The sequence below is a fragment of the Echinicola jeungdonensis genome (assembly GCF_030409905.1).
Taxonomy (GTDB): domain Bacteria; phylum Bacteroidota; class Bacteroidia; order Cytophagales; family Cyclobacteriaceae; genus Echinicola; species Echinicola jeungdonensis.
In genome coordinates this window covers 622244-639255 of the sequence record NZ_JAUFQT010000001.1, presented here as the reverse complement: position 1 = coordinate 639255, position 17012 = coordinate 622244, and the positions used below count along the sequence as shown (strand labels likewise).

The following is a 17012-nucleotide window of genomic DNA, read 5'->3' as shown; positions in this document are numbered from 1 at the left end:
CCCATATAGCCTGGCTATCTAAAAAGAAAGTTTTAGGGGGATATTGGGGGCAGAACTCCTGGTACCAATAGCCCATATAAAACTTACCACAGAGCCTGGGACATTTTTTACCGCTACCGGGTTAGGGGACCTTATCATTAGTCCATTTATCTTACAATGGAAAGATGGATTCTTTCTCGGAAGACCCTTTTGGAGTCGAATTAGCTTGGGGTTTATGCTTCCCACAGGCAGTTTTGATGCCAATGAAAAGGTCAATACCAGTGCGAATGCTTATCAGTTTAACCCTTATTACGCATTTACCTGGGAAGTTTTACCTAAGTGGGAAATCAGCGGCCGGGCATTGTATCTATGGAATTCAAAAAATCTTGATTCCTCCTTTTCTGCCCAAGCAGGTCAAGCTATTCATTTTAATTATTCCGTTTCATATGAAATTGTCAAAGAGTTTCGGATAGGCCCTTCGGGTTATTACCTAAGCCAAATACATGACCATAAATTGAATGGGGAATGGCTAGATTCCCGGGAAAGGGTATTGGGCTTAGGGGCTGCCTTGCATTGGCAGTCCAACAAAACTTTCATTAGGGTGCAAGGTTATAAAGAAACCATGGTAAAGTCCCGCCCCCAAGGAACCAGAATTTCAATTAGTATTAATCAAATATTTTAATCTTAAACGTTTAAATAATAAGTTTCAAAATGAAAAAGATCATCGCATTTGGAGGAAGCAATAGTTCTACTTCCATTAACAAGCAATTGGCTCAATATGCGGCCGGTTTGGTTGCAGAGGTAAAGCTTGAAGTACTGGACCTCAACGATTTCGAATTACCCCTTTACAGCGAGGACCTTGAGGGAAAAATAGGAGGCCAACCCGAGAATGCACATCAAATTTTAAAAATTTTCCAAGAAGCAGATGGGTTTGTCCTTTCGCTGGCGGAACACAATGGTGGTTATTCTGCAGTTCTGAAAAATCTGTTTGACTGGATAAGCCGTATTGATGTGGGATTTTTTAATAAAAAACCCATTTTGGTAATGGCCACATCGCCCGGTAGCAGAGGAGGAGAAACAGTATTGGATCATGCGAAAATTCAGCTGCCCAGGCACAGTGCCAATATTGTGGCTACCTTCTCACTTCCGAGTTTCTACGATAACTTTTCAGATACCCAAATCGTGGATGAAAAGCTGGATAAAAAACTCAAAAGGGAAATTGAAATTTTTGAAGGTAGCTTAAAGGATATAAAACAATATGAGCCGGTCGAAAAGTAAACTTGAATGTTTATTTGAATGCATGATGCTTATAGTTTGATAATTATATAAGGTAAAGAATGATTGTGAAGTTTTTAATTATTAAAAAACGTTTTGTCAAATGAAAATTCTATTGTTGTTTCCAAGATAATTACTTTAATGAATTAATTCAACTTGGAATTCCCCTTTTGATTTACCAGTTTAAGTCTCAATAGGAAGTCATAAAGCTGTTAAATGTCAATACTAAAGGCCATAACCGATTCATTGGAATTAAGTGTTATCACTTTTATCTTGATGAGTATCGTGATTGCCATTGCCGGCACCAAACTTACAAAGGTTGCCGATAAGTTGGCTGACATAACCGGAATTGGAGAAGCTTTTATGGGTGGTGTAATGCTTGGGGCCATGACCTCCCTTCCGGGCAGTGTGACTTCCATTAGTGTAGCCATCAAGGGTTTTCCAGAATTGGCTGTGAGCAATGGGTTGGGAGGGATTGTGGCCCAAACAGCTTTTATTGGTATTGCTGATATTGCCTATAAAAAAGCTAATTTAGAACATGCCTCCGCTTCTATTGCCAATTTGATGTTTGGGGTTTTGCTTATTTTATTGCTGGCTTTTATCCTGATAGTTTCAGCCATGCCAGAGTACCACATCATTGGCATTCACCCTGCTTCATTTTTATTGATATTTATTTATTTAGCAGGGCTTAGGATGGTGAGAAGTGCTCAGAAATTTCCAATGTGGAGGCCAAGGATTACAAGTGATACCGAGGAGGATGAATCCAATCATGATTTTGTCTCAAAAGCAAAAACCCGGAAGTTGTGGGTTATATTTTCTGTCCTGGCCATAACGGTTGCATTTGCAGGATTTATGGTTGCCCAGACTGGCGTTAGTTTAGCTGAGAAAACTGGGTTTTCAGAAACTTTTGTAGGAACGTTTTTTACTGCCATCAGTACTTCCCTTCCAGAGTTGATGGTAAGCGTTGCGGCTGTCCGCCAAAGGGCGGTTACGCTTGCTGTCAGCAATATTATTGGGGGGAATGCCTATGATGTTTTATTTGTTTCATTTTCAGATTTTGCCTATACAGAAGGGTCCATTTACCATGAATTTTCTGGAGAATTGATTTTTGTTTTAGCGTTGACAATTTTCATGAATGCCATTTTAATTCTTGGCATGCTCGACAGGGAAACCAAGGGCTTTGCAAAAATTGGCTGGGAGGGAGTTTTAATACTCTTTAGCTTTGTTTCGGGTTTTGTAGTGTTGTATTTATGGTAAAGGCTTTTTATAAGCTTTTGATTTTAAAAGATCGTTGAAATAATCATGGAGTTTTTGTGTTTACCGGTGATGCCCCTTCCAATTGAAGTTTCCAGAGGCAAATGGGAAAAATGTAGAATTTTAATGGCATTCTAAGAGCTGGAATATTTTCCTTTTAACCATAAAATACGTTCTGGATTTGAATGTTTATTTTGAAAAAAATACTTGTGATTTTTACCGGACAACAACCAGTTTTTCTAATAAAAAAGGAAGGAATTAATTAACTTGTAATAGGTTGTTTAAATCTGTATTGATTATTGATTAATTATTTTTTCAATTATGAAATAAAATAGAGGAGGAGTCATGAACGTACTTTCAAATGCCCCCGTTACAACTGTTCTTCCTGTTAAGGATATAGAAAGAGCAAGGAAATTTTATGAACAGGCGCTTAGTTTAGAGCCGAAGGGTTATGCTGCCGATGGTAATTTTATTTTTTCCTGCAGTGGGGGAGCACAATTGGCCCTAATCCCAAAACCTGAAGGAACAAAAGCCGAGCACACCGCATTAAGCTTTGAAGTGCAGGGCATCGAAAATGTAATTGCAAAGCTAAAAGATAAAGGTGTGGTTTTTGAAGATTATGATTTACCGGATTTAAAAACCGTTGATCATATCTGCGTAATTGGATCGGATAAAGCAGCATGGTTTAAGGATAGTGAAGGCAATATCCTATGTGTGCATGAAGGCGAAAAATAAAATATAATTTAACGGGGATTTAGGTGTAACAATGAAATGATTTCCATTGGAAATTTTTCCGGTAAGAAGTCGATAAAAATGGAGTAGAAGGCAGGAAAACCCTTGAATTCTTTTTCAATAATTGACTGGCTAAAATACAATCTTAGTCAATAGAACGAGAAGTAATTTTAGAAAGTGACCTCTGCTCCGGATTTTTACTTTGTTGGATTTCAGTCATTTGGATAAACGGGATTTCAAATTCAAATTTTCCCAATCCAGGATTTCAAATCCGGGATATGCATATAGTATGGACTTCTAGAATTATGAAGGATGGCCCCCCAATTCCCATTTTTTCACTAGATATTTTTACAAAAACAAGTTGCTTTATTTTTTTATTTTTAAAAATTTATAGGTATACTAATTAAATAATGGGTTGTTTATTATTGTATTTATGTGTTTTTTCGGAACATTATTTTATTTGTTCATTGGCCTTAAACAAATCAGGTAAATAGTTTCAATAGGTAGCGAATGAATTAGTGAAAAATGTATTGAGAAAGGAATGATACCAATTTAGGTGCGGGTTGAAGTTTTGTTGTTAAACTCTCAAATAATGTATCATGGAAAATATTTCAGCAAATAATCCCATAAATTTTTTTAGTAAATACCGTCAATATATCTCACTAATTCTAATTCCTATATTTTTAAATCTTATTATAATTGGTTGTAGTTATTATAAGGTAACTCAGGTTTCCAGCGGCCCAGAAGTAATTTCACAAGCACAAAAACAACACAAATATTTCATTATTCATCAAGATAACAATTCATGGCATCTTAAAAACATTAAGTTAAATGAGGATACAAAAGAATTGGAAGGCAAAATCGAATCATTGCCACCAGAACACCAATCCTACAAAAAAACAAATCCAAATAAAGTGAATAGATATAGGGTTGCCAATGAAAAACCTATCTATGAAGTTCATATTTATGTTTCAGACTATGAAGAAGGTGAAAATTCAAAAGTCAAAGTCCCTCTTTCTTCAATAAGGAAAATTGAAGTATATGATAAAGCTGTGGGAGCTACTGTATCCTCGTATGTGTTTACCACATTAGGGGTTATTGCGGGGGTGTTTATAATAATTCTAATTTTTGTGGCATTAACAAAGAGTTCTTGTCCTTTTATATACACATATGATGGGGAGGGCTATAATTTTATGGGTGAAATGTATGGAGGGGCGATTTTTTCTTCACTGGAAAGAGATGACTATATGCTGTTGCCAGATTTGGATTCATACAATGGCAAATATCAATTGAAAATTGCCAATGAATTGTTAGAAAGGCAGTATACCAATCTTTCTGAACTTATGTTAGTGGAACATCCAGAAAACACTCAGGTGCTTGCAGATAAAAATGGGCAAATATTTACTCTTAATTCCACTTTTTTACCAACAAAAGCAGTATCTCCCAACCATACAAGTTATTTTAATTCCATTTCAAAAAAGGACAGTTCTTTCTATCTATTCGATGAAGAAAATGCCATAAATAAAAACCTGAGTAACCTTACACTCACCTTTAAGAAGCCAAAAACAGAAAAAAATGGGAAATTAATTTTGAATGCAAAAAATTCATTATGGCTTGATTTTATTTTTGGAAAGTTTAATGAGCAATTTGGAACTTATTATCCCAGGTTTGCGGAAAAACAAAAAAATGTTCCCGCAAATAAAAATCTGAGATGGTCGCTGAATCAGGGAATTCCCCTTTCTGTATATATTGAAACGGAAAAGGGATGGGAGTTCGTTGATTATTTTAATGTTGTTGGCCCACTGGCCTCCCGGGATATGATAATGGATATTGATTTATCAAAAGTAGAAGGGGAGGAAGTAAAGTTGAAACTTGAATGCGGGTTTATGTTTTGGGAGGTTGATTATATAGCCATGGATTATTCTGAAAATTCTCCTGTAGATGTGTCCTATTTATCTCCAGAATTGGCTATTGACGAAAATGGGGATGACGTATCGGATCTCCTTACCTATTCTGATGAAAAATATTTAGTCCAGCCAGAGGTTGGAAATAGGGTAATAGTAACCTACCCCACAATTCCTGTTGATAAGAATAAGAAACAAACTTTATTTTTACACAGTAAAGGTTATTATGAATATATAAGGGATTACAAGAATAAGCCGAACATTATTCACTTGTATTCTTTTAAGAAAAAAGGGGCGTTTCCATCTTTTTCAAAACAATACTTATACAATTTTGTAAACAGGGAGATCTTCTTTATCCAGACTTTAAATCAAGGAGATGAAAACTAAAGCAATTGTTCCACCCAAATTGGCTGATCCTTGTAATCAGGATGTAAAGATTAAGGCCCAAAAAGTTATTCTTGGCTTTAAAAAAGAAGTTGTTGAGTTTATTATTCGTCTCAGAATTTTAAGAATTGTATTAAGGCACTTTAAAAATCCTCTCAAGGTCTTAAAAATTCTGAAAACGCTGGATAGCAACCGAAGAAAGATTTCCGGTCCTGGCAGGGTGAATAAATTCATAAAGATTAATGGGAGATATTTTTGGAATTTATATATCCCAGGGAGTAATTCCCTTGCTTTTGACCGGTTTTTTGAAGGGGAAATTAATAGGATTTCACCCATTCTGAAAAAAACAAACCGGTTTTCAAACATATTTATTGCGTTTACAAAAAAGTGTCCTTTAAAATGTGAGCACTGTTTTGAATGGGACGTGATTAATAAAAAAGAAAAATTGAGGCTCAATGATATTCAAACTATCATTAAAAAATTCCAGTTGAAAGGAGTAGCTCAAGTTCAAATTACCGGCGGTGAACCTATGTTGCGAGTTGATGACATTGTCGAAATGGTACAATCTTCCCATAATGTAACGGACTTTTGGGTTCTCACTTCCGGGTTTAATTTAACCTATGCCAATGCCCAAAAACTAAAACTCGCGGGCCTCACAGGTGTGGTCATTAGTCTGGACCATTTTGATCCGGATCGACATAATATGTTTCGTGGATACAAAAATTCATACCAATGGGTTGAAGAGGCAGTGAAAAACTCCATTGATTCAAACCTTGTCACGGCACTTTCTATTTGTGTCACAAAATCATTTGTGAGTGAATCAAACCTTATGAGGTATGCAGAACTTGCAAAAAAATTAGGGGTTTCATTTGTTCAGGTTCTTGAACCGAAGTCATTAGGCCATTATTCTGGAAAAAATGTACAACTGCCCCCAGATCAAGAAAAAATATTAGAAGAATTTTTTTTAAAGATGAATTTTGATAAAAGGTTTAGGGATTTCCCCATCATCACTTATCATGGATATTATCAAAGAAGAGTTGGATGTTTTGGTGCAGGAAACAGACATTTATATATCGATACAGATGGGGATATTCACCCTTGCCCTTTTTGTCCTGCGAAAGCTGGAAATGCCCTTGAAGACTCCCTGGATTATTCGCTACCGGTATTGCAGTCGAAAGGATGCCAGTTATATAATGATACTAATATTAGATAGATATAAATAGGACTAGAGATTTATTAATGGATTCCCAATCCTACAAAATTTTTTTCAACCAAAAAAATTAAAAGCTCCATTTTCCCCGTAAAAAATAGGAAGTGGAAAAAGATTGAAAATCACCACTTGTTCTATCCTCCGCATAAAAAGCCTGGGTGATAAAATCTACATCAAAATTCTGGAACATATTCCAGGTTACAAAAGGGGACAGAAAAAGGGCTTTATTGCCTGGAAAAATCATTATACCCAAACCGCCATTTACCAAAGGGTGGATTTGGTAACTTGCCTGGGTAAAGGTGGAGTGTTTATAAGGGGAAAGATTTTTTGCAGTTAGTGAACGGGTATTGAGACGATTCAACCCTTTTGGACCTAGATCTGTGAAACCTGCCTCATTGAAAAGATAGGATACATTATAATAAAAATCCCCAATGGAATGGTCTACCGATAAGGTCCCTACAAATGCTTTGGGATCTGTTTCGCTTTCATTTTTTGGATAAAAATAGGTCACTTCTCCTTTCAAACTTGCCCCTCCCAAATTTCCTGCCCAACCAGCTCCAAGGACCCAATTTTCCCGGCTGTAACCTCCCAAAAACTGGAAATCATAGCTCCATTTATTGGTTTTGTACAAGATGGCTGAAGTAAAAGTGTTGACCTCTTCATTTCCCACGGAGCTGGATTTAGCGGGAAGTCCCACTGCAACTTCAATACTTGAATTGGTACCTCTATAATACTCTACCCGGACAGCGTCTATACCTGGCCGCTCCTCATAGTCAAAATCAAAATAGGAATAAGCATTGAATATATCATTGGGGTTCCAAATGGTATTGATCCCCCAGTTAATCCTTTGACGGCCCAATTTAAACGTAAGGTCTTTTTTTATCCACTCCATATAAAGTCGGTCTATCATCGTGTTAAACACTACGGTATTTTCATTGAAAACCGTCCAGCTTAAATCAAAATAATAGGTGTCGTAGCTAATAAAATCTTCAAAGTTTTCAAGGTTTTTGTTAGTCTCTCCAATGAACAACCTACTTCTTAATGAACCATAAAATCTTATATTTTCATTGGGGTACCATTTAAAATTCAGACGGTTATGGATTAAGTTGTCCACTAGTGTACTGTCCCCTAAATCGTTGAAGGAAATCATGTCCTTGAGATATCCGTTCACAAAGAACTGTTGTGTTTTTTCTTTTTCCTGGGCATAGGAATTGGACAGGTAAAAAAAAATAATAATAAAAAAGGTTCTAGGGACGTACTTCATCATGTTTGATCCTTCCATCTTCCAAAGTTACCACCCTTCTTGCTTTGTCGATTACACGCTGATCGTGGGTGGAGAAAATAAAGGTCATGCCCTCTTCCCGATTCATCCGGGCCATCATATCCAACAAGTTTCCCGCGGATGCTGAGTCAAGATTGGCGGTGGGTTCATCAGCAAGGATAAACTTAGGCCTGGAGGCCAATGCGCGGATTACGGCAATCCTTTGTTGCTGCCCTCCTGACAATTCTGAGGGACGTACGTTGGCCTTTTCCTCAAGTCCCACTTCCCGAAGTAGCTGCATGGCTCTTTCTTTCATTTCTTGGGTTGACCGTTTCTGAAGAAGCATAATAAACTCCACATTCTCTTTGGCAGTAAGCACCGGAATTAAGTTGTACTGTTGGAAAACAAAGCCAATATGATGAAGTCTAAAATCTATTAGTTCGGATTCTTTCAAACGCGAAATATCCGTGCCGCCAATGATGACGGTTCCTTGGGTGGGCCTATCTAAACCACCAATAATATTTAAAAGCGTAGTTTTTCCTGAACCTGACGGCCCAACGATTGTTGTAAATTCACCTTCTTCAACAATAAGGTCAACATCTTTTAATGCCTGAACAGGAATTTTTGATTCACGGTAAGTTTTGGCCACATTTTCAGTCTGTATTACGATCTTTTTATCGGTCATTGTTTCCATATCTCAAAAGTTTATACCATATGTAAGGCTTTAGTGGGGTCAAGCTGAATGGCCCTATAGGCAGGATAAAGGGCTCCTATTAAGGCAGTCAGAACCACACCGATAGTGACATATAAATAAGTAGAATTTTCAATGCTGGGGTACAAAATGCTGCTGTATCCGTATTCTCTTAGCCCTTCTGAATAGGCACTCAGGTCAATTCCGTGGATGCCTATCCAATTCATTGTAACCAGGCCAATCAAGGTTCCCAATGGACCACCCACCAAAGAAAGAAAAATCGTTTCGATTACAATCATTACATACACCCTCCCTTTATTCATCCCAATAGCCATCAGCATTCCCAGTTCCCTGTATCGTTCAAGCACTGCCATTAACATGGTATTGATGATCCCAAAAATGAGGGCTACCATTATGATCCCAAAAAGTACCCAAAGAAAACTGTCGGTCATAGAGAGAAACAGTTCCAGTTCCGGTGCGAGGTTTCGCCATGATTCGATAAGCAAGTTGGGATGGTCAGCTTTTAATTTATCCAATATCAAGGGTTCATTTTCAGGGTTGGAGAGCAATAAGGCAATTTCATGGATTCCATCCCCAATACTTGCAATCCGGTTAAGATCTTCCATTTTCACATAAGCTGTGGCTTTGTTAATAGTGGGGGAAGTGGTCTCTATCAAACCTGTCACACGAAAGGCCCCGGAAACCAGGTTGTTCTCTTCATCTTGAAAAGTAAGTACAACTTTAGAATTAATATTAACTTTGAGCTCCTCTGCCAATTCCTTTCCAATTACTATAGGATTTCTCTTCCCGGAACCAAAATAGGCTCCTTCAACTAAAAGAGAATCATGATGGGTAACACTTTTTTCCAATTCAGGATAGATACCATATATACGGACCCCATTAGCTTTGCGGGGCGATGAGATCATGCCCGTGGCAATGCTTCGGGGAGATACTGCTTCAACCCCTGGTTCTACTGGAATAGATTCAGCAATTGAAAGCCCCTTGGGAATAGTATATCCAATTTGAAAATCCTTTTTAAAATCGGGATGGTGGATTTGAATATGGGATATTTCATGCTGAATAGCCCCATTGATATAGGAAATGGTAAAACTGTTCATAAAGCCCACCATAAATAAAAGGGCCCAAATGCCAACCAAAATGGACCCAATGACTACCAGGCTACGGCCTTTGTTTCTCCATACATTTCGCCACGCTATTTTGGTCAACATAATCATTTATCTTCCCTCCTTCATTGCCGTTACCGGGTCTAGTTTCCAGATTTTATATAATGGATAACTTCCTAGCACCAGCGCCATAAAAAACACCACCCAAGCCTGGCTGGTAAATACTACAGGCTCCAAACTAAAAACATAAATCGGTTCAATGCCGAATTTTTCAAATGCATCCTTATACTCTTCAGGCAAGGTGATTGGATGTTTATAAAAATAGCTGATCACTGGCAAGCTCAAGGCAAAACCTACAAGCACGGCAATCATGGCGAGCATAATGATTTCGGCAAAAATCACCAACTGCAACTTATACCTTCTCATCCCAACTGAAAGCAGGACTCCAAATTCATACATCCTTTCGGTAGTCATCATCAAAAATGTTCCAAACATGCCAAATCCAATCACCACATATAGCAAAAGCAACATAATTATCCCGGAAATATTATCTATCTCAATTCCCTGTATCAGTTCGGGCATCATTATTTTCCAGTTCAAAACTTCCAATTCAGTAGTATCCACTTCCTGCTGAATGGCTGACTGAATTGATCCAACATGCTTGGGGTGATCAGTCACAACAGCCAATGCTGTTAACAGTTGATCGGCTCCAAAAAAATACTGCGCAGCGGGTAGGGGCATAAAAACCACCTGATTGGTCAATTGGGGTAGTCCGAATTTCACCAATCCACTTACCGGGTATTTTCCTGCTGCATTGACACCATGATACCCCTGGCTGATTAAAACAATAGTATCACCAATGCCGAGTTTCAGGTAATCAGCCAAGCCATTACCCACCAATACCTGCTGATCATTTATGTCAAAAATTTCCCCTTCCACTATCTTTTCCTCCACTCCGGAAAGGGATGATTCTTTTTCCGGATCAATTCCAATAATCATCGCCCCCTTGGTTTGGGTTTGGTAGGATGCCAATGCAAAGGATTCCAGACGAGGTACTGCGGCCTCTACATTTTCTATTGCTCCTATTTTTTCCTTCAGTTGGGGAGGTGGTTCAAAAGCATTATCGATAACCTGTTCATCCCAGTATCCCTTTTTGTGAACTTGAATATAGCCTGTCAAAAAACGAACACTGTTATCGATCATCCTTTCGTAGGAACCCAACTGCATGGAACGCATCACACTGGACAAAATGACCGCAAACGCAATGCTTACGACGGTAATCACTGTCCTTCTCTTATTTCTCCAAATATTTCGCCAGGCAAGTTTTAGCAGCATCAGCGTATGCGTTTCATTTTTTGAATGGAGAAAAAACTTTCATCGACATCGATATCAAAGTCGATATTATTATAAATGATAACCGTTCGTTGTTTGGGGGTTTCAGCAGGGATCATTTCCATTTTGGTGGGGATAATCCTTCCATCCATTTCCTTGATTTCGGAAAGGATCATGGTATTGATAAGATATCCCTCCTCGTCATAATACCGGATCAAAAGTTCGATATAATCCTTTTTTGAGACAAATAACTCAATAGAACCCCAGACCACCGCTGCATCTTCCTTAGGAATAAGTTCAAGTTTCCAGCAATCGTACCCCTTGATGGTAGAATCCCCTCGGATAAAATGGTGATAATCGTGTACAACGGAGGATTCCTTAACCAAATCATCATTGGTAAAATCTGACCCCATCCAGGATTGACTCATCATAGAGGGAGGTAACTTAACCACCCGGTCAATGGTGGGTTGCCAGTTCCATATTTCCTTATCCCGTTTAAGGAAGGCAGTACCCTGGTCTCGTGCAGGTGCTGTGATCAATATCAAAGAATAATTAGTGCCCAAGGTCCAACCTTTCATTGATATTTCCCTGGACCAATCTGGCCGGATAATCTTCATGGTCATGTTGGATGAGGAAGAGTTTCCCCTCATTTTTTGATCTACCTTTTTGATGATCTCGGTAGCATCCTGGGCATTGGCGAAAAAGGATAAAAAAAGAAAAAGTATTCCTACGGTTGTTTTCATGATAGTTGCATCCAAACTTAAATAATCCAGCCCTTCCTTTGCTTAATTTAGCGATTCCAAATGCATGTTACAACAGATTGTTTGGTGATTTTTAGCATTATTGTAGTCCAGTTCCTGGAGTTCACAAGAGGATCCATTTTTTTCAGTTAAGAGTCTCGTTGATTTAATTATGTAAAATGTAACTGTTTGTTATTCAGTGATTTTTTTTGTTTAGTGTAGGAGTTGTTTGGATTTTAGGAAGAAACCCGGAATCGAAATAGTAGAATTTTCCGAGCATTGCATGGCTAATTTTTTTAGCTTATAAAGGTTTTGAAAAAACCGTAAGTAACTTTAGAATTAATGGACCACTTTTGCTTGCTTTTCGCTTGAAATAAGCTAAAGTATAATTGTTACATTAAGTGGCTAAGCCTGTTGTTAATTTTAGAAAGTAATGCTGAAAAATTTTCAGTAGTTCAACAGTATTCTTTAAATCTTGGGGTGTAATTATTAAAAGTAGACATTAACAATAAAACCAAAATATAGGAAGAGATTTTTTTTCACAAGTATTTTATTGTTAGCTAAAAGAAAGAGGTCCATTTGTAAAATTTAATGAAAGAAGTTATGGATAAAATTGATTTTTCAGGACTTAAAGCAATGTATGTTAATTGTACATTAAAGAGAACTCCGGAGGTAAGCCACACAAAGGGGTTAATGGATGTTTCAATAAACATTATGAAAAAGGAGGGAGTTGAGGTTAAGCAGATCCGGTTGGTGGATTATGAAGTGGCATCAGGGGTTTATCCGGATATGAAAGAATTTGGCTGGGAAAAGGATGAATGGCCTGAATTATTCAAGGATATTTTTGATGCTGATATTTTAATAATCGGGACTCCCATTTGGCTTGGCCAAAAATCCTCAGTTTGCCAAAAGCTGATCGAAAGGCTTTATAGTATGAGTGGTAAAAAAAATGAAAAAGGCCAATATTTATATTATGGCAAGGTGGGGGGCTGCATTATTACCGGAAATGAAGATGGTGCAAAACACTGTGCCATGGGGATATTGTATGCCATGCAACATATCGGGTATTCTATCCCTCCACAGGCAGATTGTGCCTGGCTTGGTGAAATTGGACCTGGGCCTAGTTATTTGGATAAGGGGTCAAATGCTTTTGAGAATGACTTTACCAACCGAAACACCACATTCATGACATATAACTTAATGCATCTGGCCAAAATATTAAAAGAAAACCAAGGTTACCCACCATATGGAAATTCGAGAAAGGACTGGGATGAAGGTACCCGTTGGAATTTTCAAAATCCTGAGAAAGGCTGAAGTAAATTCTGATGATCTATTTTTTTGTCAGTTGAATTTCCCATGTAGGCCAAATGCATAGTAGGGCTAAGGAAATGGGTTGTAATATTGCTTATGAGATTACCAATGAAAGTTGGGGAGTAAGGCGGATTTTTTGTGGAAGATCCCAATGGTGTGACTATCAATCTCCCGTCACATATATGATTAAAAATAAGCCTGGGTAACAGAAAATCTAAAAAGGGAAAAAACAAATTATCAAAAGGTAGGTTTTTATTAATCGCGTCTTCCAATGGAGGAATTCTAATATTTTTCCTGCTTCAATAATACTTGATTTTTGGTGCATTTTAAATGCCATTCTTCCTATGCTAATATTACCTGGGCTCAATAAATCCTCATAAGGATAGGCTTTTATATGCTGAACTGATTTTATTGCTTAGAGAATTTTACTAAATTAATCATAGTGATAGTAATTATTGCCATCGTTCCAATTTTTCCAAATTTTCTTTTTGGAGTATTTGGAAATGGTTAAAGCCAGAAGGACTGAAACTCCCAAATGAAAAAAACTTTTCATTAACCCGGATTTCAGAGGTCAATCACTCATGATTTAAAACAACCACTCCTAGGAGCCTCAGATTTTGTGTTCAATTCGAAGTTGATGCCAAATGAAAACAATAAGCCCAAACCCTGGAATAATAGATACTGAACAATTGGTGAATATTGTCCAAAAGCTATCTCTGGCGCACGATATTCAGGGAATCATGCAAGTTGTTCGTTATTATGCACGCAGGTTAACAGGTGCAGATGGGGCAACATTTGTTCTTAGGGAGGAGGACAAGTGTTACTATGCAGAAGAGGATGCCATTAGTCCATTGTGGAAAGGTGAAAGGTTCCCCATGTCCAGTTGTATCAGTGGCTGGGTTATGGAAAACAAGAAACCAGTTGTAATTGATGATATTTATATGGATGACCGGGTTCCCATAGATGTTTATAAGTCAACTTTCGTAATAAGTTTGACCATGGTTCCCATTCGTTCTTTGGACCCCATTGGTGCAATCGGTAATTATTGGGCTACCCCTCACCATCCCACAGAGCAGGAAGTTAGGATCCTTCAAGCATTGGCAGATCTTACTGCTGTGTCAATAGAAAATATAGAAGTAAAAAACAAGCTGGAACTTAAGGTCAAAGAACGTACCAATGAACTTTCCGATGCCCTGGAAAGGGAAATTGAGATTCATAAAATGAAGTCAACGATTGTTTCCATGGCTAGCCATGAATTTCGAACCCCATTGAGTACGATCCTTTCAAGTGCTTTCCTTGTCCAAAAATATATAGAGGCTAACCAAAAGGGTAATGGATACAAACAACTGAACCGAATAAAATCATCGGTCAAAGCGCTAATTGAAACCCTAAATGACTTCCTTTCCCTCGATAAATTAGAGCAAAGAAAGGTGGAACCTAATATAGAGAGGATTGATCTGAATTCCTTTCTGAGGGAAATATCCGAGGGCCTCGATGGAATGAAAAAGGTAGGGCAAACCATCCAAATTTGCCTTAATGGTTCCCCAGACCTGACTGTAGATAAAATAATATTGCGGAATGTATTGATCAATTTGCTGTCTAATGCTATCAAATATTCAGATAGGGACATTTACCTTATAGCCAATGTTACAGATTCTCAAATAACATTGATTGTTAAAGACCAAGGGATTGGGATACCCCAAAACCAACAGGAAAAAATTTTCAGCAAGTTTTTCAGGGCAAATAACGTAAACGACATTCCGGGCACAGGACTAGGGCTAAATATTGTTAAACATTATATTAATCTTCTTGATGGAACGATAGATTTTATTAGCCAAGAAAATAAAGGAACCACCTTTATTCTTCAAATTCCCAATAACTTGGAGGATAGGAAAAGTAAGGGTTATTGATAGCCACAGACTATTAGAATATTTTACCTTAAAATAGTTTTTACCTGGAGTGTGGGCGAATTCAAAGATTGAAAAGGGGGATGATTAAGAACCTCGGTTCGGTTTAATAAAACGTCACTCCGCAGGTTTAGGGTTGGATTTGTGGCGAGAAAACCATGGGAATCTCCTGATATAAGGGTTCTTGTTTCCAGGGCCAGGCTATCATCCCCTTTTTCCTTCAAATGGCCGAAAGCACAAGGCCTCATGCTATGCCGAAGACATTTCTTTGGCACAAAGACCTTAGCTATTAAATTTCTCAAATTTAAAAATCGTACTCAGATCAAGACCGTTTTTCCAAACCAGGAACTGGGAAGTTCAATTTCATATCATAAACTTTCTCCCCTTTTTTGAAGGAAGCAATGATTTGGTTTTTGTATTTCCCTTGAGTAGCTACTTTATCTAAATCTTTTTAATTTTCAGAAATTTATATGGAGTTGACATAGGGGGATTTTTGAGGCAACTTGGCAATGAAAGCTCGAAATAGATGGATAATCATTTAATATTCAGTTGTTTTGTTATGATTTTAGGAGTGAACAGAAAGCGGGATTTTAATAAAGTATACTTTTATGGAAAAAAAACATTTAAATCCAAAGGTTGACTTTTTCTTTAATAAAACTGATAAATGGCAGGAGGAATTTGAATTTTTAAGATTTGTAGTCCTTGATTGTGGACTTAAAGAAGAGTTGAAATGGGGAAAGCCTTGTTACACTCATGAGGGAAACAACATTGTCCTTATTCATGGTTTTAAAGAATATTGTGCGTTTTTTTTTCACAAAGGTGCCTTGTTAAAAGATCCAAAAGGAATTCTGATCCAACAAACTGAAAATGTTCAATCGGCCCGACAAATCAGATTTACCCATGTTCAGAAAATACAGGAGATGGAATCCACACTAAAGGATTATATCAGGCAAGCCATTGAAGTGGAAAGGGCGGGACTGAAGGTTGATTTAAAAAAGACCAGAGAATACAATGTCCCAGAAGAATTCCAAATGAAATTGGATGAAAGCCCAACCTTAAAAAAGGCTTTTGAAGCCCTGACGCCAGGCCGGCAGAGGGGATACCTGCTTCATTTTTCCCAACCTAAACAATCCAAAACCAGGGCCTCAAGGGTTGAAAAATGTATTGGAAGAATATTTGAAGGAAAAGGTTTGAATGACCGGTAATCTTTACCTGGCTTTTTATTCATCTTTATTAACTTTTTTTGATAGTTGAAAAACTTTCCAAACGAATACTTTAAAAAAAACAGATTTAAGCCATGGGGAATCCAAAAGAATTGCCTGCCGAGCAAATTGAAGGATTGATAAGCACCTTAAAGGCCCGTTTTGAGAAAAACAGGGTCCGCCATCAGGGGATTGAATGGGCAGAAGTGCAGTTCAAGTTGGAGAAAAATACCGAAAAAATATGGTCGTTATTTGAAATGGAAAGAACTGGAGGAGAACCTGATGTGGTGGGGCTTGATAACAAATCTGGTGAATTTATTTTTTTTGACTGTTCAGCAGAAAGTCCCAAAGGCCGGAGAAGCCTTTGTTTTGACCGAGAGGCACTAGAATCCAGAAAAGACTACCCTCCAAAAAATAACGTTATCGATATGGCTGCTGAAATGGGTATTGAGCTATTGACAGAAGAACAATACCGGGAATTGCAGCAACTGGGAGATTTCGATACCAAATCTTCCAGTTGGGTCCAAACCCCTATCGAAATAAGAAGGTTAGGTGGAGCTCTTTTTTGCGACCGTCGGTATAATCACGTTTTCATATACCACAACGGGGCGCAATCTTATTATGCCGCCAGAGGGTTTCGAGGTTCCTTAAGGGTTTGAAATGGGTTATTTATGGAGGCTTCTTTGTCAATATCAAACAAGGAAAA

The 17012-nt window shown here is 37.8% G+C and carries 15 protein-coding genes; 10 read left to right on the top strand and 5 right to left on the bottom strand.

The window, feature by feature from the left end; genetic code table 11:
- Positions 1-43 precede the first annotated feature (43 nt).
- The 6 genes from QWY93_RS02630 (at position 44) to QWY93_RS02605 (ending at position 6741) form a co-directional block, all read left to right on the top strand.
- Positions 44-661: a SphA family protein gene (locus QWY93_RS02630; protein ID WP_290246642.1), complete on the top strand. Its 618-nt coding sequence runs from the start codon at positions 44-46 to the stop codon at positions 659-661.
- A 29-nt stretch (positions 662-690) separates the two neighbouring features.
- Positions 691-1257 (top strand): NADPH-dependent FMN reductase, encoded by a 567-nt coding sequence (locus tag QWY93_RS02625; protein WP_290246641.1) that lies wholly within the window; start codon positions 691-693, stop codon positions 1255-1257.
- 213 nt (positions 1258-1470) lie between these two features.
- Positions 1471-2511, top strand: coding sequence for a sodium:calcium antiporter (locus QWY93_RS02620; RefSeq protein ID WP_290246640.1), 1041 nt, complete (start codon positions 1471-1473; stop codon positions 2509-2511).
- A gap of 342 nt (positions 2512-2853) precedes the next feature.
- Positions 2854-3243, top strand: coding sequence for a VOC family protein (locus tag QWY93_RS02615; protein ID WP_290246639.1), 390 nt, complete (start codon positions 2854-2856; stop codon positions 3241-3243).
- A gap of 596 nt (positions 3244-3839) precedes the next feature.
- The gene (locus tag QWY93_RS02610; RefSeq protein WP_290246638.1) at positions 3840-5531 is read left to right on the top strand and encodes a hypothetical protein; all 1692 of its coding nucleotides are present in this window, start codon (positions 3840-3842) and stop codon (positions 5529-5531) included.
- Positions 5521-6741, top strand: coding sequence for a radical SAM/SPASM domain-containing protein (locus QWY93_RS02605; protein ID WP_290246637.1), 1221 nt, complete (start codon positions 5521-5523; stop codon positions 6739-6741). The genes QWY93_RS02610 and QWY93_RS02605 overlap by 11 nt, the downstream gene beginning before the upstream one ends.
- A gap of 67 nt (positions 6742-6808) precedes the next feature.
- Here QWY93_RS02605 and QWY93_RS02600 read toward each other — a convergent pair whose 3' ends face one another.
- Genes QWY93_RS02600 through QWY93_RS02580 form a run of 5 tightly spaced genes read right to left on the bottom strand, consistent with a single transcriptional unit; the run spans position 6809 to position 11889 of the window.
- Complete coding sequence (locus QWY93_RS02600) at positions 6809-8005, bottom strand: hypothetical protein (RefSeq protein WP_290246635.1); 1197 nt, start codon at positions 8003-8005, stop codon at positions 6809-6811.
- On the bottom strand, positions 7986-8693 hold the full coding sequence (locus tag QWY93_RS02595) for an ABC transporter ATP-binding protein (RefSeq protein ID WP_290246634.1): 708 nt from the start codon (positions 8691-8693) through the stop codon (positions 7986-7988). The genes QWY93_RS02600 and QWY93_RS02595 overlap by 20 nt, the downstream gene beginning before the upstream one ends.
- A gap of 11 nt (positions 8694-8704) precedes the next feature.
- Positions 8705-9919 carry an ABC transporter permease gene (locus tag QWY93_RS02590; RefSeq protein WP_290246633.1) on the bottom strand — a complete coding sequence of 405 codons (1215 nt, stop codon included), beginning with the start codon at positions 9917-9919 and terminating at the stop codon, positions 8705-8707.
- Positions 9920-9925: 6 nt separating this feature from the next.
- Positions 9926-11149, bottom strand: coding sequence for an ABC transporter permease (locus QWY93_RS02585; protein ID WP_290246632.1), 1224 nt, complete (start codon positions 11147-11149; stop codon positions 9926-9928).
- Positions 11149-11889, bottom strand: a complete 741-nt coding sequence (locus tag QWY93_RS02580; RefSeq protein WP_290246631.1) for an outer membrane lipoprotein-sorting protein — start codon at positions 11887-11889, stop codon at positions 11149-11151. Before QWY93_RS02580 ends, QWY93_RS02585 begins: the two co-directional genes overlap by 1 nt.
- A 588-nt stretch (positions 11890-12477) precedes the next feature.
- Between QWY93_RS02580 and QWY93_RS02575 the strand changes: the two genes are divergently transcribed.
- The 4 genes from QWY93_RS02575 to QWY93_RS02560 all read left to right on the top strand — a co-directional run bounded on the left by QWY93_RS02575 (position 12478) and on the right by QWY93_RS02560 (position 16965).
- The gene (locus QWY93_RS02575) at positions 12478-13200 is read left to right on the top strand and encodes a flavodoxin family protein (RefSeq protein WP_290246630.1); all 723 of its coding nucleotides are present in this window, start codon (positions 12478-12480) and stop codon (positions 13198-13200) included.
- A 641-nt stretch (positions 13201-13841) separates the two neighbouring features.
- Positions 13842-15107: a GAF domain-containing sensor histidine kinase gene (locus tag QWY93_RS02570; protein ID WP_290246629.1), complete on the top strand. Its 1266-nt coding sequence runs from the start codon at positions 13842-13844 to the stop codon at positions 15105-15107.
- Between the two features lie 605 nt (positions 15108-15712).
- A complete protein-coding gene (locus tag QWY93_RS02565) occupies positions 15713-16309 on the top strand; it encodes a YdeI/OmpD-associated family protein (RefSeq protein WP_290246627.1) in 597 nt (198 codons plus the stop codon).
- A gap of 92 nt (positions 16310-16401) precedes the next feature.
- A complete protein-coding gene (locus QWY93_RS02560; RefSeq protein WP_290246626.1) occupies positions 16402-16965 on the top strand; it encodes a DUF4256 domain-containing protein in 564 nt (187 codons plus the stop codon).
- Positions 16966-17012 lie beyond the last annotated feature (47 nt).